The 24,806-nt window shown below is 59.2% G+C and carries 24 protein-coding genes and 3 tRNA genes; 5 read left to right on the forward strand and 22 right to left on the reverse strand.

Annotated elements, in window-relative coordinates; all coding sequences use genetic code 11:
* Positions 1–48: 48 nt before the first annotated feature.
* The 8 genes from mnhG to hemH all read right to left on the reverse strand — a co-directional run bounded on the left by mnhG (position 49) and on the right by hemH (position 7,219).
* Entirely contained in the window at positions 49–453 is a 405-nt protein-coding gene (mnhG, locus tag B7L72_RS01725; RefSeq protein ID WP_016916569.1) for a monovalent cation/H(+) antiporter subunit G, read from the reverse strand.
* Complete coding sequence (locus B7L72_RS01730; protein WP_016916568.1) at positions 446–715, reverse strand: monovalent cation/H+ antiporter complex subunit F; 270 nt, start codon at positions 713–715, stop codon at positions 446–448. The genes mnhG and B7L72_RS01730 overlap by 8 nt, the downstream gene beginning before the upstream one ends.
* Positions 715–1,188, reverse strand: coding sequence for a Na+/H+ antiporter subunit E (locus tag B7L72_RS01735; protein ID WP_016916567.1), 474 nt, complete (start codon positions 1,186–1,188; stop codon positions 715–717). Before B7L72_RS01735 ends, B7L72_RS01730 begins: the two co-directional genes overlap by 1 nt.
* Positions 1,185–2,786, reverse strand: a complete 1,602-nt coding sequence (locus B7L72_RS01740) for a Na+/H+ antiporter subunit D (protein ID WP_016916566.1) — start codon at positions 2,784–2,786, stop codon at positions 1,185–1,187. Before B7L72_RS01740 ends, B7L72_RS01735 begins: the two co-directional genes overlap by 4 nt.
* Positions 2,783–3,130, reverse strand: a complete 348-nt coding sequence (locus B7L72_RS01745) for a Na+/H+ antiporter subunit C (protein ID WP_026002026.1) — start codon at positions 3,128–3,130, stop codon at positions 2,783–2,785. The genes B7L72_RS01740 and B7L72_RS01745 overlap by 4 nt, the downstream gene beginning before the upstream one ends.
* Before the next feature lie 33 nt (positions 3,131–3,163).
* Positions 3,164–3,595, reverse strand: a complete 432-nt coding sequence (locus B7L72_RS01750; protein ID WP_016916564.1) for a Na+/H+ antiporter subunit B — start codon at positions 3,593–3,595, stop codon at positions 3,164–3,166.
* The gene (locus B7L72_RS01755; RefSeq protein ID WP_016916563.1) at positions 3,588–5,936 is read right to left on the reverse strand and encodes a putative monovalent cation/H+ antiporter subunit A; all 2,349 of its coding nucleotides are present in this window, start codon (positions 5,934–5,936) and stop codon (positions 3,588–3,590) included. Before B7L72_RS01755 ends, B7L72_RS01750 begins: the two co-directional genes overlap by 8 nt.
* A 197-nt stretch (positions 5,937–6,133) precedes the next feature.
* Positions 6,134–7,219, reverse strand: coding sequence for a ferrochelatase (gene hemH, locus B7L72_RS01760; RefSeq protein ID WP_081135349.1), 1,086 nt, complete (start codon positions 7,217–7,219; stop codon positions 6,134–6,136).
* A gap of 312 nt (positions 7,220–7,531) precedes the next feature.
* Here hemH and B7L72_RS01765 point away from each other — a divergent pair, with 312 nt between their 5' ends.
* Positions 7,532–7,939, forward strand: a complete 408-nt coding sequence (locus B7L72_RS01765) for a thiol-disulfide oxidoreductase DCC family protein (protein WP_081192226.1) — start codon at positions 7,532–7,534, stop codon at positions 7,937–7,939.
* Positions 7,940–7,949: 10 nt separating this feature from the next.
* On the opposite strand, the gene B7L72_RS01770 is transcribed toward B7L72_RS01765, so the two are convergent.
* The 9 genes from B7L72_RS01770 to rnr all read right to left on the reverse strand — a co-directional run bounded on the left by B7L72_RS01770 (position 7,950) and on the right by rnr (position 17,066).
* Complete coding sequence (locus B7L72_RS01770) at positions 7,950–8,252, reverse strand: DUF6482 family protein (protein ID WP_039182006.1); 303 nt, start codon at positions 8,250–8,252, stop codon at positions 7,950–7,952.
* 140 nt (positions 8,253–8,392) lie between these two features.
* Complete coding sequence (locus B7L72_RS01775) at positions 8,393–8,686, reverse strand: hypothetical protein (RefSeq protein WP_039182003.1); 294 nt, start codon at positions 8,684–8,686, stop codon at positions 8,393–8,395.
* A gap of 126 nt (positions 8,687–8,812) precedes the next feature.
* Positions 8,813–11,584, reverse strand: a complete 2,772-nt coding sequence (locus tag B7L72_RS01780) for a replicative DNA helicase (protein WP_446718541.1) — start codon at positions 11,582–11,584, stop codon at positions 8,813–8,815.
* Between the two features lie 100 nt (positions 11,585–11,684).
* On the reverse strand, positions 11,685–12,131 hold the full coding sequence (gene rplI, locus B7L72_RS01785; protein WP_016916556.1) for a 50S ribosomal protein L9: 447 nt from the start codon (positions 12,129–12,131) through the stop codon (positions 11,685–11,687).
* 15 nt (positions 12,132–12,146) lie between these two features.
* Positions 12,147–12,998: a hypothetical protein gene (locus tag B7L72_RS01790; RefSeq protein WP_081192230.1), complete on the reverse strand. Its 852-nt coding sequence runs from the start codon at positions 12,996–12,998 to the stop codon at positions 12,147–12,149.
* 12 nt (positions 12,999–13,010) lie between these two features.
* Complete coding sequence (gene rpsR / locus B7L72_RS01795) at positions 13,011–13,238, reverse strand: 30S ribosomal protein S18 (protein WP_009097135.1); 228 nt, start codon at positions 13,236–13,238, stop codon at positions 13,011–13,013.
* 33 nt (positions 13,239–13,271) lie between these two features.
* Positions 13,272–13,649: a 30S ribosomal protein S6 gene (gene rpsF / locus B7L72_RS01800; RefSeq protein ID WP_016916554.1), complete on the reverse strand. Its 378-nt coding sequence runs from the start codon at positions 13,647–13,649 to the stop codon at positions 13,272–13,274.
* Between the two features lie 211 nt (positions 13,650–13,860).
* Complete coding sequence (gene rlmB / locus B7L72_RS01805; protein WP_081192232.1) at positions 13,861–14,670, reverse strand: 23S rRNA (guanosine(2251)-2'-O)-methyltransferase RlmB; 810 nt, start codon at positions 14,668–14,670, stop codon at positions 13,861–13,863.
* A gap of 2 nt (positions 14,671–14,672) precedes the next feature.
* Positions 14,673–17,066, reverse strand: a complete 2,394-nt coding sequence (gene rnr, locus B7L72_RS01810) for a ribonuclease R (protein WP_081192234.1) — start codon at positions 17,064–17,066, stop codon at positions 14,673–14,675.
* A 270-nt stretch (positions 17,067–17,336) separates the two neighbouring features.
* Between rnr and B7L72_RS01815 the strand changes: the two genes are divergently transcribed.
* The 3 genes from B7L72_RS01815 (at position 17,337) to B7L72_RS01825 (ending at position 17,745) form a co-directional block, all read left to right on the forward strand.
* Positions 17,337–17,423 (forward strand) — tRNA-Leu (locus B7L72_RS01815).
* An 84-nt stretch (positions 17,424–17,507) separates the two neighbouring features.
* Positions 17,508–17,594: transfer RNA gene (locus tag B7L72_RS01820), tRNA-Leu, on the forward strand.
* Positions 17,595–17,658: 64 nt separating this feature from the next.
* Positions 17,659–17,745, forward strand: a tRNA-Leu gene (locus B7L72_RS01825).
* 293 nt (positions 17,746–18,038) lie between these two features.
* Here the strand turns inward: B7L72_RS01825 and B7L72_RS01830 are convergent.
* Together B7L72_RS01830 and B7L72_RS01835 are read right to left on the reverse strand one after the other, a co-directional pair.
* A complete protein-coding gene (locus tag B7L72_RS01830; protein WP_254893734.1) occupies positions 18,039–18,902 on the reverse strand; it encodes a DNA/RNA non-specific endonuclease in 864 nt (287 codons plus the stop codon).
* A gap of 83 nt (positions 18,903–18,985) precedes the next feature.
* Complete coding sequence (locus B7L72_RS01835; protein WP_026002022.1) at positions 18,986–19,261, reverse strand: Lrp/AsnC family transcriptional regulator; 276 nt, start codon at positions 19,259–19,261, stop codon at positions 18,986–18,988.
* A gap of 258 nt (positions 19,262–19,519) precedes the next feature.
* On the opposite strand from B7L72_RS01835, the gene B7L72_RS01840 reads away from it, so the two are divergent.
* A complete protein-coding gene (locus tag B7L72_RS01840; protein WP_039181982.1) occupies positions 19,520–19,834 on the forward strand; it encodes a high-potential iron-sulfur protein in 315 nt (104 codons plus the stop codon).
* A 37-nt stretch (positions 19,835–19,871) separates the two neighbouring features.
* On the opposite strand, the gene B7L72_RS01845 is transcribed toward B7L72_RS01840, so the two are convergent.
* The 3 genes from B7L72_RS01845 to B7L72_RS01855 all read right to left on the reverse strand — a co-directional run bounded on the left by B7L72_RS01845 (position 19,872) and on the right by B7L72_RS01855 (position 24,750).
* A complete protein-coding gene (locus B7L72_RS01845; protein ID WP_081192238.1) occupies positions 19,872–21,437 on the reverse strand; it encodes a SpoVR family protein in 1,566 nt (521 codons plus the stop codon).
* Positions 21,438–21,457: 20 nt separating this feature from the next.
* Positions 21,458–22,747 carry a YeaH/YhbH family protein gene (locus B7L72_RS01850; protein ID WP_081192240.1) on the reverse strand — a complete coding sequence of 430 codons (1,290 nt, stop codon included), beginning with the start codon at positions 22,745–22,747 and terminating at the stop codon, positions 21,458–21,460.
* Positions 22,748–22,827: 80 nt separating this feature from the next.
* A complete protein-coding gene (locus B7L72_RS01855; protein WP_039181971.1) occupies positions 22,828–24,750 on the reverse strand; it encodes a PrkA family serine protein kinase in 1,923 nt (640 codons plus the stop codon).
* Between the last annotated feature and the right edge of the window lie 56 nt (positions 24,751–24,806).

Raw genomic sequence — 24,806 nt, forward strand, 5'->3', positions numbered from 1 at the left:
TAAAAAAACCACCCGAAGGTGGCTTTTGGTTAACTCGTTGATTAATGGTCAGTCGGGATCTGTAGGCCGAGGTTGACGCTTGGCATTTTCATGGGTCTCCAATCCGCTCTTCAATTCATGGGTGAGCGGATCATAATTGGGCCTGAGTTCATCCTTCACCGTACCGCTCCACAGTCGAGAGCCGACGAAGTAACCCGCCCTGCCAATCACATGGGCGGCAATAGGTGCGGTGATCAAGATGAATACGATGATCGCGAATGCCCGCGCCACGACCCCCACTTCGGCAAAGTGCATGGCTGCCGCCAGCATGATCAGGATCACCCCCAGTGCAGCAGCCTTGGTGGTGGCATGCATACGGGTCAACAAATCGGGCAGCCGCAGCAAACCAATGGAGGCCAGCAGCATGAAGCTGGCGCCGGTCAGAACCAGCGTTCCCTTGACGAAATCAATCATCCCGCGGCCCTCCACGTTCCAGAAAGCGAGCAAATCCGATGGCGGCCAGGAAGCCCATCAGCGCAATGACGATGGCCGCATCCAGAAAGCTCGATACACCTGATTGTATGGCATATACCCCTACCAGCCCCACCACCGTGGTGGAAAACAGCTCCAGCGCCACCACTCGGTCCGGCAGGCTAGGGCCACGCACCACGCGCACGAAGGTCAGTATCAGGGCACAGCCCATCACGACCTGGCTAATTAAAATCACGGTATCCATCAGCGAAATAACTCCAGGGCTCGGTACTCCATCTCTTTGAGGCTACGTCTCAACTCATCTTCGTCATCAAGGAACATGGCATGGATATAGAGCACCCGGCGATCATCGGAGACGTCCAGGCTCAACGTGCCCGGCGTCAGCGAAATCAGGTTGGCCACCATGGTGATCTCCATTTCCGTGCGCGCGGCCAGCGGAAAAGCAATGACCCCTGGCTGCATGTGCCAGGGCGGCGTCAGGATATCGAAAGCGACGCGCAAGTTGGCCTGCACCAGCTCTTTCATGAAGAAGCCAATGAAGCCGATGATGCGCGGCACTCGCGAAGGATAGCCTTTCAGCGCTTCAACCTGAGGTTCGATCAACACCAGCGCAATATAACCAAACACCATGCCTACCAGCAGGTTCAAGCCCGAGAAATCACCGCTCAACAGTACCCAGGCCAAGCCAAGTAACAAGTTCCAAATTGCACCGGTCATGGAGCATCCTCCTGAACGTCACTCGCCTGATCCACACCTGCTTCAGCCGCTTCCAACAGCGCATCGATGACACTTGCCGACTCACCGAGTACGGCCTCTATATAGCCTGCCGGGTTCATCAATTGATCGCCAACCTGATTCATGACCTGCATGATGGGCTCGGCGAACACACCCACCAGCAGCGACATCATGGCCAACACGATCACCGGCAGATACATCATCCACAGGCTCGGCTTGAGCATACGGCCGTCATCGCCCGTGGGCGTTTGGGTGGCGGGCACCTTGTTCTCTTCCGGGAGGGCTTTCCAGAACACTTCGTTCCAGATCTTGACCATCGAGTAGAGGGTCATCAAGCCCACGGCCAAAGCGATGCCGGTGGCCACATAGGCGCCCGCTTCCAGGCCTGCTCGCACCAGTACGAACTTGGCGAAGAAACCGGACAGCGGCGGAATGCCCGCCAACGAGAAAGCCGAAATGAAGAACGCCACGGCGAGCCAGGGGCGCTCGCGATACAGCCCGCCCATCTTCTTGAGCTGGTAGGTGCCCTGCAAGCGATGCGTGATACCACTGATCAGGAACAGATTCGTTTTCACGATGATATTGTGCATGATCGCAAACACGCCACCGGCGATGGCCAGCGGGGTATAGAGCGCCAGACCAAGAATCATGTAGCCAATCTGGCTGACGATGTGAAACGAGAGAATACGGCGGAACTCATACTGCGCCGCCGCCCCGAGTACGCCGGTGACCATGGTCAAGACTGCACCCCACAGTATGATGTCCTGAAGGTAGCCCATGGTCTGATCGAAGATCAGCGTGAAGACGCGGAACAGCGAGTACACCCCGACCTTGGTCAGCAGGCCAGCAAACAGCGCCGATACCGCCACGGGCGGCGTGTGATACGACGCGGGCAGCCAGAAGAACAGCGGAAACGCGGCCGCCTTGATACCAAAGGCCACCATGAACATCACGGCCAGCACTTCTACCATGCCGCTGTGCTCGGCTTCGTCCATGCGCAGGGCGATATCGGCCATGTTCAGCGAACCGACCGTGCCATACAGCAGACCGACGGCGGTCAGAAAGATCACCGATGCCAACAGGTTCAGCGTCACATACTTGATGGCTCCTTCCATCTGGGCACGCTCGCCACCCAGAATCAGCAGCGCGAACGATGCCACCAGCATCACTTCGAACCACACGTAGAGGTTGAACATGTCGCCGGTCAGGAAGGCTCCGGCCACACCGGCCAGCAGCAGATGCATCAGCGGGTAGTAGCCAAACTTTTCATGACCACGCCCGGTGGTGGCCAGTGAGTAGATGCCCATGGCCAAGCCGATGATACCGGTCATCAGGATCATCACGGCACTGAGCATGTCCGCCACCAGGGTAATGCCGAAGGGCGCAGGCCAGTTACCCATCTGCATGGTGACATAGCCATCTGTCAGTACCGCGACAAACAGCCACAGACTGACGCCCAGCAGCGCAACGTTGCCAGCAACGGCCACAAAGCGCTGCATGGGCCGCGACCGCCAGAACAGCAGCGATATCGCCCCCGAAAGCAGAGGCAACAGAACGGGAAGTGCAACTTCAGGCCTCACGTGTCGGTATCCTTCATCTTGTCCAAATCATCTGCCTTCACGATCTCATAGGCACGGCGAATCAGTACGACGGCAAATGCCAGTACGCCGAACGCGATGACGATGGCGGTCAGCACCACGGCCTGGGGCAGCGGATCGGCCACGGGGCCCAGTGGCTGCATCATGCCTTCGGGAATCAGCGGTGGCGCGCCACGGGTCATGCCTGCGGTGGTAAAAATCAGCAGGTTGGCGCCATTGGAAAGCAGCAGCAAACCGATCACCAGTTTGACGATCGAACGCCGCAGCATCATGAATACGGCAGTGGCGTACAGCAAACCAATCGCCAGGGCCATTAGCGGTTCCATGGGGAGCCTCCTATGTTATCCGGGGTATGCAGCTCAAGGCTCATCCTTGTCCACCTCCATTAACGCCATGACCATGCCCATCACGGAACCCAGCACCGCCAGATAGACGCCCACATCGAAGATCAGCGGCGTAGAGGCCTTGAACTCGATACCGGGAATCGTCCACCACTGTGCAGTCAAGAAGGGCTCACCCATGAACCAGGCGGGCACCACCGAGATCATGCCCAACAGCAGACCCGCCCCGACCAGGTCGCGGGGGTCGACCATGCGCAGCACTTCTCGGGTGGCGCTGGCACCAAAGGCGAACAGGTAAAGCGCAAACGCCCCCGCCGCCACCAGCCCGGCGATGAAGCCGCCGCCGGGCTCGTCATGGCCACGCAGCAACAGAAAAATAGAGAACATCAGTTGCAGCGGCATCAAAAAGCGTGCCGCCGTATTGAGAATGATCGTACCTGACTTAACCATCGTAGGGCTCCTTGACGCTGCTCTTCTCCGCCTCTACTGATTTGCCCTGGGGGCCATCGTGACGCAGTTTCAACATGGCAATGACACCAATGGCGGCCAGCGCCAGCACGAACATCTCACCCAGCGTATCCAGGGCGCGGTAGTCCACCAGAATCACGTTGACGATGTTACGGCCATGGGCCAGTGGCGCGCTGTTCTCGACCATGTACGTGGAAATGGTTTCGAACTGGTCGATGCTCCATGCCGTCATGATCAACAGGAAGATCATGACCCCCATGGCAGCTGCCACGACCCCATCGCGCACGCGCTCGAGGCTGGTCGAGAGGTTGGAGTAACGCGGCAAGCGGAACAGCACCAGCACCAGCAGAATGACCGTCATGGTCTCTACCAGCAGCTGGGTGATGCCGAGATCGGGGGCACTGAACAGAATGAAGATCAGCGCAATCGAGAAGCCCATGATGCCAACCGACACCACGGCTCCCAGGCGCGAGCGCGAGATGGTGGCAAAAATTGCCCCCATGGCCATGGTACCGACCACGATGATTTCATGGAAACGCACGTCCAGCGTCAGCGCCAGCTGGGGCGAGTGGCGCAGCAGAATCGAATTACCGATCAGGCCGATCAACACCACCAGCATCACCAGAATGTAATTACGCATGTAGCCATTCTGCAGAATGTGGGTCTGCCACTCGGAGAAGCGTACGACGCCATTCATGAAGCCTTCATAGCCTGCTTCCGGCCCATAGCGCATGACCGGTGCCAATCGCGCCAAATGACTGCGCACATCGTCCCAACGCTTGAACAGCAAAAAGCCCAGCGCCATGCTCACCAGCGACATGATTAGCGCCACGTTGATACCGTGCCACAGCGACAGGGTAACCGTCAGCGCATCGCCTACTACCGAAGTGGCCGCTGCGGTCAGCAGTGCATCCACCCCCAGCAGCGCGGGCGCCAGCCCCAGCAGTAGCGAGCCACAGGCCAACAAAGCTGGCCCCACCAACATGCTCAACGGCGCTTCATGGGCGACCTTGGGGGTGGCATGCTGCGCGCCAAAGAAAGGGCGCAGCGCAATGATGGCCGCCACGGCAATGGTCAGAATGGCCGAGAAGAACGCAAACAGCACCAGCATCAGGCGCACGCTGTCGGCGCCCAGGGCAGCCTCCAGCATCAGCTCCTTGCCAATGAAACCGAACAGCGGCGGCACCCCGGCCAGCGACAGCGCGGCCACGAAGGCAATCGTCGCCGTCACGGGCATGGCTCGCCGTAAGCCCCCCATGGCCGTGACATCCTTGGTACCCGTTTCATGGTCCAGAATACCCGCCACCATGAAGAGCGCACCTTTGTACATGGAGTGCGCCAGCAGGAAGGTGACGAACGCCGTCATGGCATAGTCGGAGCCAATGCCCAGCAGCATGGTCAAGGTGCCCAGCGCCATGATCGTCGAGTAGGCCAGCAGCTTCTTGATATTGGTATGGTGGATCGCCAGGAAGGCGCCCGTCAGCATGGTGGTCGCACCCACCACCGAGAGAATACCCACCCACATGCCGGTACCGCCCAGCTCGGGCTGCAGGCGCGCCAGCAGGTAGATACCCGCCTTGACCATGGTGGCCGAGTGCAGGTAAGCCGATACGGGCGTTGGCGCCGCCATGGCGTTCGGCAGCCAGAAATGAAACGGAAACTGCGCCGACTTGGTGAACGCACCGAGCAGCAGGCAGATCAACATGGGCGTATAGAGCGCATGCTCGCGCAGGTTGTCGTCGGACTGCAGAATCTCGCTCAGCGACCAACTGCCGCTGGCCACACCCAGCAGGACCAGTCCCGCCATCAGCGCAAGGCCACCGGAAACGGTCACGAACAAGCCCTGGCGAGCCGACTTTCTGGCCTCGATATCGTTATGGTTGAAGCCGATCAACAGATACGAGGTGATACTGGTCAGTTCCCAGAAAACGAACAGGGTCAACAGGCCATCGGCCATGACCAGCCCCATCATGGAGGCCATGAAGGCCACCAGCGCCAGATGGAAGCGGGCAATATCCGGATGGCCTTTCAAGTACCCGCCAGCATAGATCAGTACGCAAGTACCGATGACGGAAATCAGCAGGCCAAACAGCAGCGACAGGCCATCCAGCAAAAAGCTCAGGCTGATCCCCAGCGACGGCACCCACGCCCACTCCAGCAGCTGCGGCCCTTCACTCAGCACCACCGGGGCCTGGCCAATCAGCCACGCGGCCATCAGCGCTGGAAATAGCGCCAGCACCAGGCTGGTTCGTTCCCTACACCAGAGGTTGAGCAGCGGTGACGACGCTGCCAGCACGAAGCCTATTAAAACGGCAAATTGCATCCGGCGTTCTCTCCCTAAAATAAGCGCAAACTATTCCCGCAAGCGGCGCATGGTACGACATGTGCCGCTTAAACGTTGAATAAATGTGATTTTATATGCACAAACCTTATACCAGCCTTTCGAAAAACTCCAGCCACCTCGCTGGCATAAAAAAAGCTCGGGCAGTGGCCAAAGCGGCGTCAGCGCGAGCAGAAATCTTACGGAGCGGGCACGGGCAACCAGCCCAACAGCTCATTATTGACCACGGCCAACAGGGCATCGATATGATCATCGCGATCATTCAGGCAAGGAATATAGCTGAACGTCTCGCCACCGGCCTCCATGAAACTGTCGTGAATCTCCTCCTTGATCTCTTCGAGGGTTTCCACACAGTCGGAGGAGAAAGCAGGTGACAGAATGGCAATGTGCTTGTGGCCCTGCCTGGCCAGCTCGGCCACATGATCCACGGTTTGCGGGCCTACCCACTTTTCCGGGCCAAACTGTGACTGGAAGGCGGTATCGACCTCCTCCTTGCTCAACCCCAGACGCTCACGCAGCAGGCGCGTGGTTTTCTGGCACTGGCAATGGTAGGGGTCGCCTTCCATCAGATAGCGTTCCGGCACACCGTGGTAGCTGGCCACGAGCTTGGTGGGACGGCTTTCAAAGCCGTCGTACGCCTCTTGCACCGAGTTGGCCAGCGCCTGGATGTAAGCCGGGTGTTCAAAGTAGGCCGGCACCGTGCGCAGGTAGGGCTGCCACTTCATCTTCATCAACGTGCGAAACGCCTGATCGTTGGCGGTAGCCGTGGTGGGCGAGCCGTACTGCGGGTAGAGCGGGAAGAACACGATGCGCTCGCAGCCCTTCTCTTTCATGCGATTCAGCACGCTTTCCGTGGAAGGGTTGCCATAGCGCATGCAGAAATCGACCTCGACACTGTCGCCATACAGCGCTTTCAGCCGGGCGGTCATCTTTTCCGTTTGTGCACGGGTAATGGTCAGCAGCGGGCTCTCGTCTTTTTCGGTGTTCCAGATGCTTTTGTAGGCATGGCCCGACGTAAAGGGGCGCTTGGTCAGAATGATGAGCTGCAGCAGCGGTTGCCATTTCCAACCCGCATAGTCCACGACCCGCTTATCCGACAGGAATTCGTTGAGATAGCGCCGCATGGACCAGTAGTCAGTCGCATCGGGCGTCCCCAGATTGGCCAGCACCACGCCCACCTTGGCGGGGGCAACCGGAGGATGACTGCTTGGCGCGTGGGCCAAGCGCCCTTCACCGGGTTGATCCTTTACAACGCTGTCGGCCATCTCACTTACTCCTGGGGGCTGTCGATCATTCACAATGGTCTAAATCTTATCACTTTTCAGCAAAGACGCGGGATAAAGTTATACTATCAACATAATTTGTATAACTGTAGGCCAACCCATGTCCAAGCCTTTGCTACTCATTCTGGGCGACCAGCTTAGCCCGTCGCTTCCGACACTTCGCCAGGCCCCTGAAGGCGCGGTGGTGGCGTTCTGCGCCAGCAGGTAGAGCAGTTCCTGGCATCGCCCCCCACTGCCGCCGGTTACGAGCAAGCCGCTCACACCCAAGGATACCCCCCACGAGGAGCGCTCCTCATGAGCCGTTTCGCCACGCTGCATGCCGAACCACCGGTCACGCTCTACCACGATGGACACTGCCCCTTTTGTCGCGTCGAAGTGGCCTGGCTAGCCAAGCACCGACACCACCAGCGCATTCGCCTGATCGATATTCAGCACGAGGATTTCGACCCCGGCGCATTGGGGCTCAGCTTCGAAGCCATGATGGGGCAACTGCATCTTCAGGATCAGCAGGGAAACTGGTATGTCGGGATGGATGCCAGCCGGGCCCTGTATGCCGTGTTGGGCTACAGGCGGCTGGTAAGACTGTCTTGCTTGCCTGGCCTGCGCGCCGTCATGGATGCAGGCTATCGGTTCTTTGCCCGTCGCCGAATTCGGCTGGGCCAATGGTGGGAAAAATGCGGGTCACGCTCGCGCAATCAGTGATGCCTGGGCGTCAGAATACCAGCGGCATACGCGAGGTCAGCGGCGCGCTGTAGTGGGCGTCGCGACCGATGACTTCATCCTGAGGCACGTGCTGAACGAGGTAAGCCCGGTGGATACCGGCCCGCTTGAGTTCGAGGTACACATCGTCCAGCGCTCGAAACAGCATAGGCTTGCCACGCTGGGTCAGCATATGACGCTCACCCTCGACGTCTTCGAGCTCGACCTGATAGAAACGGCTACCCGAATGCGTGATTACTCGGATTTCAAAATTGTCATGACGTTCGACGAACTGTTTAAGCTCTTTAAGTTCCATGGTTCCCTCCTGTTATTGGTCATCGCCATGGAGCACAGCATGCCTTTGCCCCATGACAATAGTATTACCTTGGCACTATCCCCCTAAGAGGGCAATAACAGAAAAGAGTTCCTGACCGAAACGTCAAGATGTGTGTCGTATTACTGATATTCCGAGGGGTCGATGGCCTTGCCAAGCGAGTTGCGATCGATCCAGTTGCCCCCTTTGGTTTCCTTGTAACGGAACACGACCTTGTCGCCAATGGTGACAGGTAATTCCGCATCTTCTGTCTGGTAGCTGTACTGCTCCCCTTCCACTACCAGGTGGTAGCGGTAGAGATCGGGCATGCCCAACCACTCTTTGAAGGGACCTTCACGCTCTAACGACTGGAGCTCACCCCGACCTTCCAGCTTGGGAAGCCGCTTACGGTTACCGCGCCTAAAACCACCTGCCATGCGTTACTCCTGTCTATCTACCAATGCGATTGACCCACGCTTCTCATCCCGCCCTTCCAGTGAGGGTTACCCAGACGACTCAGCCAACGGGGAGCGCATTATACGTGCTCCCCCCTCAGCCTCAAGTCAATCGCCGAAGGCTTCACCGTAACTATCCGGCGCCAGGTCTTCGAAGCGCGTGTATTTGCCTATGAAGGCCATGTGTACTGTCCCGATGGGACCATTACGCTGTTTACCAATGATCAGCTCAGCCAGGCCCTGGTTATCCGGGTTATCGCGGTTATACACTTCGTCGCGATACACGAAGGCAATGACGTCTGCATCCTGCTCGATCGCTCCCGAGTTATGGCTCACGATGCCATCCGCTAGCCAGCACGCGTCACCGGGGACGGTCAAATCGAAGACCTCTTCTTCACCGCAAGGGCGTATCTCGACGATTTGGTCCCAAAAGAGATCGCTGGAGGCAATCTGTGTCAAAGCCACATCGCCCAGCGCATCTGCATAGCTGCCAAGGGTTTCCCGGGAAGGAGCAAAGCTAAAATGGGACGAGCCACCATAAGATGTGCCACGCACTGCAGCCATTTTCCGGTGACTCACGCCTTTAGCAAGCATGGCCTGTTTGACATGCTCGAACACCTCCTGGGGCAAGGTATCGATATTGGTGTTCGCCACGACGGATGCCGCTTTCAGCGGTGCTAACGACGCCACCTGATGCCCAAAAGCCCCAATTTTCTGTGCAAAGCGCTGCTGTTGATCGCTTCCCGACACGTCGGCGGTATACCAACCACTCCCCTCTCCTGACACGACATGGCGGATTCGGGTCACAATACCGAAACGTAGCAGCAGAGCACTGACATCATCGATAAGCCGACGGCTAACCGTAGAAAAATAGACGCGTGTGCGCCCATTTTTATCTGTCGTAATGCTGCCGTCGGTGGCCCACAAATGACGCATGAACAGCGCGAGCTGCTGATTGGACAGTCTGAAAATTTCACCTGGAATATATTTTTCTGCAGAGCGCTGCCCAAAGATACCCAGCGATTTCAACCAGGCGCCCACTCCCTGGGCGTGCCAGCGATTGCCATTGCCAGCAATGACGAGTTGATGCCAGTTGCCGCGTCCCGCATGGCGAGTCACCGTCGAGCCAAACTGCTCTGCGCAGCGCTTCACAACGTCGCTATTCGCTTCACTAGCGGTGGTATAGCGCAGCGGCTGCCCTTTGACATAGCTGCCGTCACCCAGCAAATGGGCCAGCAGGATAAGCGCATGCTCCTCCCACACGACCGGATGCTCAGGCTGCGCTAACTGCCTGGCCAAGGCGATACGATCCCCCACCTTGAGCTCGGCCACCGTTTTCCAATCCCATAGCGCTTTCAATCGATGCCTGGCTGTTGCACGTATACGCCGCCCACTAGCCAAACAAACCTCGAATACTGGCTTGGTGCCCACTGACCACACCAAATCCGTCGTCGAGCGGCGCAGCTTGCCATCTTCACCCAGCGATATGACGTCCGGCGTTTGCCCGACCAGATCACCAATCGGCAACCGCTCTCCGGTTGCCAGCATCACCCGCGTGTCTCCCGTGACACACTCACGCAAATCCGACATGACCGGACGCTTGTTGGGACGCTGCTCCAGCGAGCGGTTCAGCTGGGAAAGCGCCACCACCGGGCATTGGAACTCCTTGGCCAGGCCTTTCAGCGAACGCGAAATTTCCGAAATCTCGCCCGTGCGGTTTTCGGAAAAGCCAGGAATCTGCATCAGCTGCAGATAGTCGATCATGATCAAGGCGATATTGCCGTGCTCACGCACCACCCGACGTAGCCGTGAGCGCATCTCATTGGGTGACAGGGCCGCCGTGTCATCGATGAACAGCTGCTTGTCTTTCAGCAGGTTCACCGCCGAGGTCAGCCGCGGCCAATCTTCGTCTTCCAACTGCCCCGAACGCACGCGGGTCTGATCGATACGCCCCAATGACGAGAGCACACGCAGCATCAGCGATTCGGCGGGCATCTCCATGGAAAACACCATCACCGGCTTGTCGCTGGAAATGACCGCATGCTCGACCAGGTTCATGGCGAAGGTGGTCTTGCCCATCGAGGGGCGTCCGGCAATGATGACCAGATCGGAAGGCTGCAGGCCCGAAGTCATCTCATCCAGATCCCGGAAGCCGGTGGAAAGGCCGGTCATTTCCCCTTTCAGGTTGAACAGCTCATCGATTCGATCCACGGCCTTGGTGAGCAGGTCACTCATGCCAATGGGGCCACCGGTCTTGGGCCGCTCTTCGGCAATCTGGAACACCAGCCGCTCGGCCTCGTTGAGCAGCTCGTCGGCGGGCCTGCCCTGAGGCGAAAAAGCCCCTTCGGCAATCTGGTTGGCCGCCCGGATGAGCTTACGCAGCGTGGCACGCTCACGGACGATATCGGCATAGGCGCGTATGTTGCTGGCCGAAGGCGTGTTGCGCGCCAGCTCGGCCAGGAAACTCAGTCCGCCCACCGTATCCAGCTGGTCGCGGGCTTCCAGCGCTTCGGAAAGGGTCACGACGTCCAGCGGCTGGCCCGACTCGGCCAGATGCGTCATCACATTGAACACCAGCCGATGTTCATAGCGGTAAAAATCGTCAGCCACCAGACGCTCGGAGACGTTGTCCCACGCCTGGTTGTCCAGCATGAGCCCGCCTAACACCGACTGCTCCGCTTCCAATGAATGCGGTGGCAGTTTTAACGCTGCCGTTTCCTGATCAGCAGAAGGCTGGTCCTGCATTGCGAGCTCCTTAACAATTACCCGATAGCCAACGGCGCTTATCTTAGCCGTGCGGCTCGGATAACACCACTGGCCCCCGCGTAAAGTGAGGGCTTTATAAGCCTGCTGTGTCGCCCTTTGCCAAAAGAGCCACAGGGCCTAAAAAGACAAAGGGTCTAAAAAGACAAAGGGTCTAAAAAGACAAAGGGCGCGGGAGAACCCGCGCCCTTTGAGGCGTCAGCGTTGGCGAGTATGATTACTCGGCGACAACGACCACGCGTACAACGGCGTCCACTTCTGCATGCAGGTGGAGGTCGATGTCGTATTCGCCAGTTTGACGAATCGGGCCTTGCGGCATGCGTACTTCGCTCTTGGCGACGTCGATTCCAGCAGAGGAGATCGCGTCGGCCAGGTCACGAGGACCGATAGAGCCGAACAGCTTGCCTTCGTCGCCTGCCTTGGACACCAACGACAGTTCGATGTCGTTGAGTTGCTCGGCACGCGCCTGGGCTTCTGCCTTACGCTCAGCGGCTTGCGCTTCGAGTTCGGCACGCTGCGCTTCGAACGCTTCGATGTTGTCCTTGGTGGCCGGTACGGCTAAGCCGTAAGGCACCAGGTAGTTACGACCATAACCAGGCTTGACAGTGACCTTGTCACCCAGGCCGCCCAGCTTACCAATCTTGTCGAGCAGAATGACTTCCATCTCGTAAACCTCTTGTCAGTTGCTGCGGGCAAGGCGTGCGCGAACGTTCGCAAATGTATCGATCAGCCCCAACAGCAGCACAATGAGAATCGTGGGCCAGGTCGTGATCAGCAGCACATAAAATGCCACCAGCCACAGCCCGTTCATCCCCTTTATTCCAATAAAACCATGCACCAACGCAATACCGGCAATCAGCAGCGGAACCCAGCAGAGCATCGCCAGCGCCTGCGCACCAAGCGCCATGCCTGCCACTCCCAGCACCACCAGAACGACAAGCTCACGGGGGCTCAGGCGCAACGCATGAAACTCTTCGCGAAAGCCACCGGGGTTATACAGCCCGGCTTGCCAACTGCGGGCCAGCGCCAGACAGATAATGGCGGCCAGCAGCACGACCAGCCCCGTGACACCACCGATGACCATGGCAGCCAAGGCCGTCGTGTCGACGCCCTGGTTGGCAAACTCGGTGAGCATACGGTCGATCTCGGTAGAGCTCTCCCGCAGCTGCTCCAGCATGAGCTGGGTGCCCCCCGGCGGGCTGAAGATGCCCAGCTGAACCATGACGGCGGCAGCCAATGTGCCCACGATCAAGGCTTCGCTCCAGCGCATCCGCTCGCGCAGGATGACGGACATCAGCGTGACCAGCAGAACGCTGGCCAGTGGTATCACGTCACCTTGTGCCCACCAGAAACCGGCAGGCAGAGCAGCGGCGATGATGACCGGCAGCGCAGGGGCAAAACCCTTGCGCAAGGTCACCAGTGCGGCAATGGCGGCGCCCAGCCAAAACAGCCAGGGCACCAGCGATGCCAGGGCCGCCCCGCCTACGGCATAGGGCGTTCCGCGCATCAGCCATCTTGCCAGTGCCAGCATCACGTTAAACGCTTACTGGTGGCTATCGGAGTAGGGCAGCAGTGCCAGGTAGCGTGAACGCTTGATAGCGGTCGCCAGCTGACGCTGATAGCGTGCTTTGGTGCCGGTGATACGGCTCGGAACGATCTTGCCGGTTTCCGTGATGTAAGCCTTCAGCGTGTCGAGATCTTTGTAGTCGATCTGCTTGACGCCTTCAGCAGTGAAGCGGCAAAACTTGCGGCGACGGAAAAAACGTGCCATGGACTAGCTCCTTAAAACGTGCAGTGGATAGAATCAGGCAGTTTCTTCAGCTTCAGCGCGCGGCTTTTCTTCGCGACGCGGACGCTTTTCTTCTGCCGGCTTCATCATCGGAGAAGCTTCGGTAACGGCTTCCTTGCAGCGCACAACCAGGCTGCGGATGATGGCGTCGTTGAAGCGGAAGATGTTCTCGATTTCTTCGAGAGTCTCGCCGGTGCACTCAACGTTCATCAGCACGTAGTGGGCTTTGTGGATCTTGTTGATCGGGTAAGCCAGGTGGCGACGGCCCCAATCTTCCAGACGATGCACGGTACCGCCGCTTTCGGTGACGATGCTGGTGTAGCGCTCGACCATTGCCGGTACTTGCTCGCTCTGATCCGGGTGGACCATGAACACGATTTCATAATGACGCATGGAATCTCCTTGCGGTTTGGCAGCTTCCTGAGTGTGCCGAAGCATATGCTCTGACAGCGACTGGGAAGCAAGGAGTTGACTGAAATGCCCTTGGCAAGCCACGCATGGCTGAAAAGAACATCAAGCAGATAAAACCAGTGTCGTAGTGGGGTTACCAATACGAACGCCCGCTTATGTATAAACGGGCGCAAGCATTCTAGTGGGACGGAGGCTAACTTGCAAGCTGCCGCTGACGCACTGCTTCAAACAGGCAGATTCCGGCAGCCACCGAGACATTCAGGCTGGACACCTGCCCCGCCATGGGCAGCTTGGCCAGATGATCGCACGCTTCCCGCGTCAACCGGCGCAACCCCTTGCCTTCGGCCCCCATCACCAGCGCGGTCGGGCCGGTGAAGTCGATATCGAACACACTGGCCTGTGCTTCACCGGCGGTGCCGGTGATCCACACGCCCTCTTCCTTGAGCCTGGCCAGCGTGCGCGCCAGGTTGGTGACCTGATAGACCGGCACCACCTCTGCGGCACCACAGGCGACTTTTCTGACCGTGGCGTTGAGCGGCGCCGCCTTGTCCTTGGCCACGATCACCCCGTGGGCACCCGAGGCATCGGCACTGCGCAGGCACGCGCCAAAGTTATGCACGTCGGTGACGCCATCCAGCACCAGCAGCAAGGGGGGCGTATCAGACGGCCAGGCGCGGAGCTTGAGCCACAAAGACTCCTCTCCTTCTGCCATCAAGGGGGCACAGAAGGCAACCACCCCCTGATGCGCCGCCCCTTGGGTCAACTGGTCGAGCACGTCACGCGACTGCTCCTTGACCGCCGCACCACTGGCTCGGGCATCGGCCACCAGCGTTTGCAAACGCTGGCCTGCGCCCTGCTGCACCCACAGCTCCTTGGGCGACTCGCCCCGTGCCAGCAGGCTTTCCAGGGCATGCACACCATAGACGTGATCCAGCCCATCGGGCGTACGGACAGAAGTGCGCGTAGCCGGGCGAGGGCCACGTCGAGACGACGCCGATTTCATGCTCAACCCTTTTTCGGAGATGGTTTACGTGAGCCACTGCGCGTACGGCGCGGGCCGCGACGGGCGGGCTGCTCACCGGCTGCCGCCTTTGCCCCAGCGCCCTTTGCACCCGAGCCGTCACTACGACGCTTGCGCGGCTGACGCTGCGGGCGCGGCTTGTCATCGGCAAGACCGAAGTCGATCTTGCGATCATCCATGTCCACCCGCGCCACTTGCACGGTCAGGCCATCGCCCAGGCGATAGGTGGTGCCGGTGCGCTCACCCTTGAGACGATGCTTCTCGGCTTCGTAGTGGTAGTAGTCGGAAGGCAGCGACGTGACGTGCACCAGCCCTTCCACGAAGAAGTCATCGAGACGCACGAAGAGCCCGAACTGGGTCACCGAGGCGATGGTGCCCTCAAAGGTTTCACCCAGCTTGTCCGACATGAACTCGCACTTGAGCCAGCTCTCCACGTCACGGGTGGCTTCGTCGGCCCGCCGCTCGGTCATGGAGCAGTGCTCGCCTAGCTCCAGCATCTGCTCGAAGGTATAAGGGCACCACTTGCTCGGCGGATCCACCGGCGCGCCCTCTACCCGCACCACGGTAGCGGTCTGGCGCGGCCCGCGAATCACCGAGCGAATGGCACGGTGCACCAGCAGGTCAGGATAGCGACGAATGGGCGACGTGAAGTGAGCGTAGGCCTGGTAAGCAAGGCCGAAGTGCCCCTCGTTCTGCGGCGAATAGACTGCCTGATTCATCGAGCGCAGCATCACTGTCTGGATGATGTCAGCATCCGGGCGGCCGGCAATCGCTTCCCGTAGCGCCTGATAATCCTGAGGCGTCGGCTCGTCGCCACCACCCAACGAAAGCCCCAGCTCACTCAGGAACAGGCGCAGCTTGTCGAGCCGCTCAGGCGTTGGACGCTCGTGGATACGATACAGCGCTGGCAGGTCGTGCTTGTCGAGGAAACGCGCCGTCGCCACGTTGGCGGCCAGCATGCACTCCTCGATCAGCTTATGGGCATCGTTACGGCTGCGCGGCACGATCTTCTCGATCTTGCGCTCTTCATTGAAGATGATCGCCGTTTCCGTGGTATCGAAGTCGATCGCCCCACGCTCTTCCCGGGCAGCGCGCAGCAGGCCATACAGCTCATGCAGGTTCTTGAGCGGCTTGACCAGCTCGGCGTGCTCCCGACGCAGCGCCTCCCCTTCTTCACTCTCGCCGTCCAGCATGGCCGCCACCTTGTTATAGGTGAGTCGGGCATGGGAATTCATCACGGCTTCATAGAAGGAGTAGCGGCTGATGGCACCGGTCCTGGAAATGTTCATTTCGCACACCATCACCAGCCGGTCGACGTGCGGATTCAATGAACAAAGACCGTTGGAAAGCAGCTCGGGCAGCATGGGCACCACTTGCCCCGGGAAGTAGACCGAGTTGCCGCGGGTGCGCGCTTCGTCATCCAGCGCGGTACCAGGGCGCACATAATGAGAAACGTCGGCAATCGCGACGACCAGCTTCCAGCTACCGGACTTGGTCTTCCAGGCACACACCGCATCGTCGAAATCCTTGGCGGATTCGTCGTCGATGGTCACCAGCGGCAGGTCGCGCAGATCGACGCGGTGCTGCTTGTCGGCTTCCAGCACTTCAGCGGAGATTTCGCTGATCTGGTCCTGCACCTCCGGCGGGAACTCGGCAGGAATGTCGTAGCTGCGGATGGCGATATCGATCTCCATGCCGGGGTCCATACGCTCCCCCAACACTTCGATCACTTCACCCACCGGCTGAACCCGAGTGGCGGGCTGCTGGACGATCCTGGCAGAGATCACCTGACCATCCTTGGCACCACCACTAACGGTGTGCGGGATGATCACTTCCTGGGTAATCCGCGGGTTTTCGGGAATGAGAATCCCGAATTCCGGCGTATTGCTGCGGTATACGCCCACCATGGTCTCGGTATTGCGGGCAATCACTTCGGCAATCGTGGCTTCCTCTCGACCGCGACGGTCTCGCCCACTGACGCGTACCAGCACATGGTCTCCGTGGAAGACGCGACGCATCTGACGGGGCGGCAGCAGCAGGTCCGGCTTCTTGCCGTCATCACGCAGCACGAAGCCAAACCCATCCCGATGGCCCAGCACCTTGCCCTTGATCAGGTCGAGCTTGTCGATCAGTGCATAGGCGCCTCGGCGGTCGCGCAGCACCTGGCCGTCGCGCTCCATGGCCGCCATACGCCGACGCACCGCTTCCAGATGGTCTTCATCTTCGATGCCCAGCATGCGGCTCATGTTTTCATGGGTAATCGGCTTGCCATAGCTTTCCAGGGCAGCCAACAGGTATTCACGGCTAGGAGCCGGGTTATCGTAATTCTTCGCCTCGCGCTCGGCGTGCGGATCATCACTCAACGTCCAGTACTTCATGCGATCAACATCCTTGATAACGGTTGCGGGAGGCGAACAAAAAGCGCGGGCAGCGTGCACTGCGGGCGAAAGGCATGTGCGCCTCGAAGGGCGTCGTGTTCAACTAACGATGAGTTGAAATAAGTCATGTTTTGTTTGGTCATGGGCGCAGTATAGCGCCGCCCGTTCAATCACCCAACCACTTGGCGCTGCAAACCCCGGTTTTTTACATTAAAAAAATCACCCAGGGGCTTGCATTTAGCCACAGCCTCGGTATTATACGCGCCACTTGCCCAGATGGCGGAATTGGTAGACGCGCTAGCTTCAGGTGCTAGTGACCGTATGGTCGTGGAGGTTCAAGTCCTCTTCTGGGCACCAACTGTTTCATGTTATCCCCTTTCATGAATCAGCACGGTGCGGCGGCAAGTAAAGCAGTGAAAGAAAAGCAGTACGTTTGTGTTCGCCCAGGTGGCGGAATTGGTAGACGCGCTAGCTTCAGGTGCTAGTGACCGTATGGTCGTGGAGGTTCAAGTCCTCTCCTGGGCACCATGCGAACACTGACGTAATGGCCGAATGTATTGTGAAAGCAGTACCGCAGTGAAAGAGTCGATACGCCCAGGTGGCGGAATTGGTAGACGCGCTAGCTTCAGGTGCTAGTGTCCGTACGGACGTGGAGGTTCAAGTCCTCTCCTGGGCACCATTGATGCCCCCGTATCGCTCTTGCTTTCGTATTATCCCCTCTGATGTTTTTCTATCTGTTTGTTGTCCCTTATTAGTCGCCCTCTTTTGGCGCACTCTCATCTGTATGCTTTTATTCTCTGATACCCTTTTGCTCTGATATCTTTTCTTCCCCACTATTTCTCTTCTGTCTGCCTTCTCTTCTGCCTGTCTATTTCATGTATATCGAGCCCATGCCGTTCGAGCATTGCCGTGTCTGCGCTCAAGCGGCAGGCCAGGGCAACGCCTTGGCCTGCCAGCATGCAGCGTATCGTACTACTGGAACCGGCCTGGGCGACGAGACACCTCCTCCAGCGCCCACCCCTGGGTGCGAAGCTCGCCTTCCAGCACGGCTTCAAGCTGGGGTGAGAGATTCGGGAAAAAATTCAGCCCGGTGCGGGCTTCGATCTCATCGATGGTCACCAGGTAGTCGTTTAGCGGCTCATTGCCCTGCACGTCCTGGGGCATGATGAAGGCCAGCGCCAAGGGCGCCTCATCATGGGGTGCCACGATGATCTTGTAAAAGGCTTCGGGTATTTCCACCCAGCCCACGCGGTTGAAGACGTTATCCATGAAGCGCTCGGGGTAGACCGGCCCGGTAATCACCTGCAAGCGCTCGAAACGCGGCGCAAAGTGATCCATGACGGAGGCTTCGAGCCGCTGCCAGAGCTGGCGATTCAGATTCGGCCGCTGGGGCAGCATGTTGCTCATCAAGAACGTGTCCACCTGCGCGCTGCGCCCATGCACGGCAGCAATGGCGTAGTTGGGCGCCAGATGACCTCTGTCGTAGCCACTGCCGGAATAGCTATCGGTACTCACCGGCCACAGCATGCGCCAGTCTGGCTGGAAATTGGGCCTGGGGCCAATACGCACATCCTCAGGCACGGCCTCTATCTGGTAGCTGACCCACAAGGCCCCCACCCGTACATCCGACCACCCCACTAAAAAGCCATCGTTACGCAGTACACGGTGCAGGCTGGTAGGGTGCAATGTTTCCCAGGTGGGTACGCCCATCCAGGTATAAGCCTGCTGGTGCTGGCGCCCCTGATACTCCCACAAGCCCGTACCGACCAGCACGAACAGCACGGCAATGCCCAGGCGTCGCCCTTGACGACGCCAGCGCAAAAGTGATTTAGCCAACGGAGGACTCCCCTGCTATCTTTCAAGACGCCTTGTCAGCGGCGTTTCATCATTCGTCTCATTGGCTTTGCAAAGCCGGGGCGTTACCAACCAACGGAAAACATGGTTTCCAGATCATGGCGTGAGTGAACCTGCATGGCGTTCAGCGTCTCGGTATCGCTGATGCCTTCCACGGCATTCAACCGCTCGGTCACCAGCTCGGCCAAGCTTTCGAAATCGCGGGTGCGCGCAATGGCCACCAGATCGTAACGGCCGCAGGTGGAGTACACCTCACTGATACCTTCCACATCGGCCAGGCGTTCGGCCACGGCCTTGATCTGGCCTTTTTCGGTATTGATCAGGATGACTGCGCTTTGCATGGCGTCCTCGCAAATGAGTGGCGGTAAGATGAATACTGCACGACGCAGCGAGTATAGCAGCCTGCCCGGCGGGGCCAAGCCTTGCTGGGCAGCGTGGTCAATTGTCGCGCTTTTCATAAGGTTATTCGCACTAATTTTACGCTTGCGCTAGCATGTACTAGAGATCTCCAGCAGCGTTTCGCTGTCGGAGTTTTATAGAGGTGGCCCACCACCCGATCACCGTAGCACACCGTCAGACCGTGACGATAAGGAGACACCATGGCTAATCAGAGCCGTCGTAAGTTCATGCGTAACAGCGTGCTGGGGCTTGCTGCCCTGCCGTTTGGTGCGGGTATCCTGTCGAAAACTGCTTTTGCTCAGGAGCTGCCCCGTCTGGACCCGTCCTCACCGACGGCCCAGGCACTGAACTACGTTGAAAATGCCAGCGACGCCAGCGACCACCCGGCTTTCGAAGAGGGTGAGCTGTGCTCCAACTGCATGTTTTTCGTGGAAGGCACCGAAGGTTGCCAGCTGTTCCCGGAAAACAGTGTCGAGCCGGACGGCTGGTGCCAGTCCTGGACCGCACAAGGCTGATACCCTGGACCCCGCGCTCGCCGCGGGGTCACTGTCTTCAGGGATGGCTCTCCTTGTTCTCTTCTTCTATCGGCCACTGGTAGCGGCGAGTCACCCGCCCCTCGTCCAGCGACACCAGGTGCACCGGAAACCCCCACAGCTGCTGAAGGTGACGAATCACCGGATACACGCTTCTGGCCAGCGGACGACGATGGTCCTGAACGTGATGCAGTGTCAGGGAACGATCCCCCCGAATGTCGGCCTCCACCACTTGAATGTTGGGCTCGCGTACCGATAGCGCATACTGGGTCGATAGCGCTTCGCGCACCCGCCGATACCCCCGTTCGTCATGAATCGCCGCCACTTCCAACATTTCCGACTGGTCGTCGTCGACGATCATGAACAGCTTCAGGTCACGCATCACCTTGGGTGATAGAAACTGCTGAATGAACGACTCGTCCTTGAAGTTACGCATGGCGAACTCCAGCGTGGCTCGCCAGGGGCTGCCGGCAATGTCCGGAAACCATTCGCGATCTTCGGCAGTGGGGTCTTCGCAGATACGCTTGATATCCATGAACATCGCAAAGCCCAGCGCGTAGGGGTTCAGGCCGCTGTAGTGAGGGCTATCGAACCCCGGCTGATTGATGACCGCCGCGTGGGACTGCAGAAACTCCAGCATCAGCCCCTCGTCCACCTTGCCCTCGTCATAGAGCCGATTCATCAGGGTGTAGTGCCAGAAGCACGCCCAGCCCTCATTCATTACCTGGGTTTGCCGCTGAGGGTAGAAGTATTGCGCCAGCTTGCGCACGATGCGCACGATCTCCCGCTGCCAGGGGGCCAGCAGCGGCGCGTTCTTCTCGATGAAGTAGAGCAGGTTCTCCTGGGGCTCCGAGGGGTAGCGCCCGCCACTGTGCAGCCCTAACGGGTCATCGTCGCTGTGCAGCGCCCCGGGTAGCGGCTCTGCACCTGTCGGTGGCTCGGGAATGGTGCGCCAGAGCATGTTGACCTGGGTTTGCAGGTAGGCCTCTCGCTCCTCCTGGCGCTTGGCCTCCTCCTCGGCCGACATGGGAGAAGGCCGCTTGTAACGGTCGACCCCGTAATTCTGCAGGGCGTGGCAAGCGTCCAGCAACTGCTCCACGGCGTGAGTACCGTGGCGCTCTTCGCACTGGGCGATGTACTTGCGGGCAAATACCAGATAATCGACGATGGACTCGGCATCGGTCCAGGTACGAAACAGGTAGTTGCCCTTGAAGAAAGAGTTATGGCCGTAGCAGGCGTGGGCAATCACCAGCACCTGCATCATCAACGTGTTCTCCTCCATCAGGTAAGCGATACAGGGGTTGGAGTTGATCACCAACTCGTAGGCCAGCCCCATCTGGCCCCGCTTGTAGGCCTGCTCCACGGCCAGAAACTGCTTGCCGAACGACCAGTGGTGATAGCCCACCGGCATGCCCACGCTGGCGTAGGCATCCATCATCTGCTCGGTGGTGATCACTTCTATCTGATTGGGGTAGGTATCCAGCCGATACTCGTCAGCCAGCCGCGCCAGCTCTTCGTCAAAGCGCTCCAGAATACCAAAGTTCCAGTCGGAACCCGTTGCAATGGGGTTGCGGTCAACACTCATGGCCCACTCCTTAACGCGCGTTAGCGCTCCTGGCTCAGGCGGCGCTTGAACAGCTCACGGAAGACGGGATAGATATCCCCGGCATCGACGATCTGGCGCATGGCAAAACGCTCGGGAAACTGGGCAGCCACGGTTTCATACTCATGCCAAAGCGACTGATGATCGTGGGGGGTGATCTCCACGTAGGCGTAATACTGCAGCTGCGGCATCAGCTGCTTGACCAGCAGGTCGCGGCAGATATTGGAGTCATCGTCCCAGTTGTCGCCGTCGGAGGCCTGGGCCACGTATAGATTCCACTGGCCTGCCGGGTAGCGCTTTTCGATGATCCTGTTCACCAGCGTCAGCGCACTGGAGACGATGGTTCCGCCGGTTTCGCGGGAGTAGAAGAACTCCTCCTCGTTGACCTCCCGAGCGGCGGTGTGGTGGCGCACGAATACCAGCTCGACCTTTTCGTAGTGCTTCTCCAGAAACAGGTAGAGCAGCAGGAAAAACCGCTTGGCGATATCCTTGTGGTTCTGGGTCATCGAGCCGGAAACGTCCATCACGCAAAACATCACCGCCTGGCTCGATGGCTGCGGCTGGGCGGCCAGCTGGTGATAGCGCAGGTCGTAGGTATCGATGAACGGAATCGCCTCGATGCGCTTCTCCAGCCGCTCCACCTCGGCCTTGAGCTCCGCCACCCGGGCCGGGTTGCGCAGCACCGGGTCCTTGCGCTCTTCCGCCGCCAGCGCCTCTTCAGCCTCTTTCAAGGCCCGCTTGATGGGCGCGCGCATGGCAATACGGCGGGCGTAGGCTTCGCGCATGGAGCGGGTAATGCTGATGCGCGAAGGTACGCCGTCACGGGCCAGCCCCGCCCGCACCATCTTGACCTCCTCCAGCGACTTCAAGGGCTTGCGCTGCAAGTGTGGCAGCTCCAGGCCGTCGAAAACGAATTCCAGGAACTCCTCGCGGCTGAGGGTGAAGGCAAACTCGTCGTTGCCCTCCCCCTGATTGGACGCCCCGCCTTCACCCGCGCCACCACCGCCGCCCTGCCCACCGGGGCGACGTATCTTGTCCCCCTGCAGAAACTCCTTGTTGCCGGGGGAAACGATGGTGCGGGCGCCGCCGCTGCCGTGCTGGAACACCGGCTCGGAGATATCCCTGGTTGGAATCGAGATTTTCTCGCCGCGCTCCATGTCGGTGATGGAGCGACGGTTCACGGCTTCCTCGACCGAACGCTTGATATGCTTGCGGTAACGCTCCAGAAAGCGCTGCCGATTGACCGCGCTCTTGTGCTTGGCGTTAGGTCTGCGATCAATGAAGTAGGTCATTCGACCTCCTTGATGCCTCAGGCGGGAGCGCTGAACATTCGCGCCCGCCCATCGTGAGGTTCACCCCCGTAACCGGCTGGCTACTGGGACTTGCGAACGCGCAGATACCACTCGGAAAGCAACCGCACCTGCTTTTCGGTATAGCCGCGGTCCACCATGCGCGCCACGAAATCCTCGTGTTTCTTCTGATCGGACCTGGATGCCTTGGCGTTGAACGAGATGACCGGCAAAAGCTCCTCGGTATTGGCAAACATCTTGTGCTCGATGACGCCCTTGAGCTTCTCGTAGGACTGCCAGCTAGGGTTCATGCCGTTGTTCTGCGCCCGCGCCCGCAGCACGAAGTTGACCACTTCATGACGGAAGTCCTTGGGATTGGAGATCCCGGCCGGTTTTTCGATCTTCTCCAGCTCTTCGTTCAGCGACTGGCGGTTCAACAGCTCGCCGGTTTCGGGGTCGCGGTACTCCTGATCCTGAATCCAGAAGTCGGCATAGGTCACATAGCGGTCGAAAATGTTCTGACCATACTCGCTGTAGGACTCCAGGTACGCGGTCTGGATCTCCTTGCCGATGAAATCCACGTAACGCGGGGCCAGAAACTCCTTGATGAAGCCCAGGTAGCGCTCGAACACCTCCGATGGCAGCTGCTCCCGCTCAAGCGCCTGCTCCAGCACGTACAGCAGATGGACCGGGTTGGCTGCCACTTCCTGGCTGTCGAAGTTGAATACCCGCGAGAGGATCTTGAAGGCAAAGCGGGTAGACAGTCCCTGCATGCCTTCATCGACGCCTGCCGCGTCGCGGTACTCCTGGATGGACTTGGCGCGGGGGTCGGTATCCTTGAGATTGTCGCCGTCATAGACCCGCATCTTGGAGTAGATACTGGAGTTTTCGGGCACTTTCAGCCGGGACAGCACGGAGAACTGGGCCAGCATGCGCAGCGTATCCGGGGCGCAAGGCGCGGCGTTCAGGGACGAGTCTTCCAGCAGTTTCTGGTAGATCTTGATCTCTTCGGAGACGCGCAGGCAGTAAGGCACCTTGACGATGTACACACGGTCGAGGAACGCCTCGTTATTGCGGTTGTTGCGGAAGGCCTGCCATTCGGATTCGTTGGAGTGGGCCAGAATGACGCCATCGAAGGGGATCGCGCCCATGCCTTCGGTGGGGTTGTAGTTCCCCTCCTGGGTGGCGGTCAGCAGCGGATGCAGCACCTTGATGGGTGCCTTGAACATCTCCACGAACTCCATCAGGCCTTGGTTGGCGCGGCACAGCCCGCCCGAGAAGCTGTAGGCATCCGGGTCGTCCTGGGAGTAGAGCTCCAGCTGGCGGATATCCACCTTGCCCACCAGCGAGGAGATATCCTGGTTGTTCTCGTCACCGGGTTCGGTCTTGGAGATGGCGATCTGGTTCAAGCGCGACGGATAGAGCCGCACCACGCGGAATTGGGAGATATCCCCGCCGTACTCCTTCAAGCGCTTGGCGGCCCAGGGTGACATGACGCTGCGCAAGTAGCGGCTGGCAATACCGTACTCCTGCTCCAGCAGCTTGCCGTCCTCTTCCGGTGAAAACAGCCCCAGCGGGGATTCGTACACCGGCGAGCCCTTGATGGCGTAAAACGGGATACGCTCCATGAGCAGCTTCAAACGCTCGGCCAGCGACGATTTACCGCCGCCCACCGGCCCCAGCAGGTAGAGAATCTGCTTGCGCTCTTCCAGGCCCTGGGCGGCGTGACGGAAGTAGGCCACGATCTGCTCGATGGCCTCTTCCATGCCGTGAAATTCGGCAAACGCGGGGTAACGGCGAATCACCTTGTTGGAAAAGATACGTGACAGACGCGGGTCTTTCGCCGTGTCGATCACCTCAGGCTCGCCTATGGCTTCCAGCATGCGCTCGGCGGCGCTGGCATACACCTTGGGATCACGGCGGCATAGCGCCAGATACTCCTCCAGGCTCATGTCCTCTTGCTGAACGCGGGCAAAACGGTCTTGAACGTGATCAAAGATGCTCATGGAACTCTCCTGTGGCCCATCCCCGGCAGCCATCGCCTGACCCAAACCCCAGGCCG

It is taken from the genome of Halomonas sp. BC1 (genome assembly GCF_002078135.1).
Lineage (GTDB): Bacteria > Pseudomonadota > Gammaproteobacteria > Pseudomonadales > Halomonadaceae > Vreelandella > Vreelandella stevensii.

Excerpts from the sequence above, each read along its gene's own strand:
- mnhG (WP_016916569.1), bottom strand. The coding sequence starts at position 453 with ATGATTGATTTCGTCAAGGGAACGCTGGTTCTGACCGGCGCCAGCTTC.
- B7L72_RS01730 (WP_016916568.1), bottom strand. The coding sequence starts at position 715 with ATGGATACCGTGATTTTAATTAGCCAGGTCGTGATGGGCTGTGCCCTG.
- B7L72_RS01735 (WP_016916567.1), bottom strand. The coding sequence starts at position 1,188 with ATGACCGGTGCAATTTGGAACTTGTTACTTGGCTTGGCCTGGGTACTG.
- B7L72_RS01745 (WP_026002026.1), bottom strand. The coding sequence starts at position 3,130 with ATGGAACCGCTAATGGCCCTGGCGATTGGTTTGCTGTACGCCACTGCC.
- B7L72_RS01750 (WP_016916564.1), bottom strand. The coding sequence starts at position 3,595 with ATGGTTAAGTCAGGTACGATCATTCTCAATACGGCGGCACGCTTTTTG.
- B7L72_RS01755 (WP_016916563.1), bottom strand. The coding sequence starts at position 5,936 with ATGCAATTTGCCGTTTTAATAGGCTTCGTGCTGGCAGCGTCGTCACCG.
- hemH (WP_081135349.1), bottom strand. The coding sequence starts at position 7,219 with ATGGCCGACAGCGTTGTAAAGGATCAACCCGGTGAAGGGCGCTTGGCC.
- B7L72_RS01765 (WP_081192226.1), top strand. The coding sequence starts at position 7,532 with ATGAGCCGTTTCGCCACGCTGCATGCCGAACCACCGGTCACGCTCTAC.
- B7L72_RS01770 (WP_039182006.1), bottom strand. The coding sequence starts at position 8,252 with ATGGAACTTAAAGAGCTTAAACAGTTCGTCGAACGTCATGACAATTTT.
- B7L72_RS01775 (WP_039182003.1), bottom strand. The coding sequence starts at position 8,686 with ATGGCAGGTGGTTTTAGGCGCGGTAACCGTAAGCGGCTTCCCAAGCTG.
- rplI (WP_016916556.1), bottom strand. The coding sequence starts at position 12,131 with ATGGAAGTCATTCTGCTCGACAAGATTGGTAAGCTGGGCGGCCTGGGT.
- B7L72_RS01790 (WP_081192230.1), bottom strand. The coding sequence starts at position 12,998 with ATGCTGGCACTGGCAAGATGGCTGATGCGCGGAACGCCCTATGCCGTA.
- rpsR (WP_009097135.1), bottom strand. The coding sequence starts at position 13,238 with ATGGCACGTTTTTTCCGTCGCCGCAAGTTTTGCCGCTTCACTGCTGAA.
- rpsF (WP_016916554.1), bottom strand. The coding sequence starts at position 13,649 with ATGCGTCATTATGAAATCGTGTTCATGGTCCACCCGGATCAGAGCGAG.
- rlmB (WP_081192232.1), bottom strand. The coding sequence starts at position 14,670 with ATGAAATCGGCGTCGTCTCGACGTGGCCCTCGCCCGGCTACGCGCACT.
- rnr (WP_081192234.1), bottom strand. The coding sequence starts at position 17,066 with ATGAAGTACTGGACGTTGAGTGATGATCCGCACGCCGAGCGCGAGGCG.
- B7L72_RS01835 (WP_026002022.1), bottom strand. The coding sequence starts at position 19,261 with ATGCAAAGCGCAGTCATCCTGATCAATACCGAAAAAGGCCAGATCAAG.
- B7L72_RS01840 (WP_039181982.1), top strand. The coding sequence starts at position 19,520 with ATGGCTAATCAGAGCCGTCGTAAGTTCATGCGTAACAGCGTGCTGGGG.
- B7L72_RS01845 (WP_081192238.1), bottom strand. The coding sequence starts at position 21,437 with ATGAGTGTTGACCGCAACCCCATTGCAACGGGTTCCGACTGGAACTTT.
- B7L72_RS01850 (WP_081192240.1), bottom strand. The coding sequence starts at position 22,747 with ATGACCTACTTCATTGATCGCAGACCTAACGCCAAGCACAAGAGCGCG.
- B7L72_RS01855 (WP_039181971.1), bottom strand. The coding sequence starts at position 24,750 with ATGAGCATCTTTGATCACGTTCAAGACCGTTTTGCCCGCGTTCAGCAA.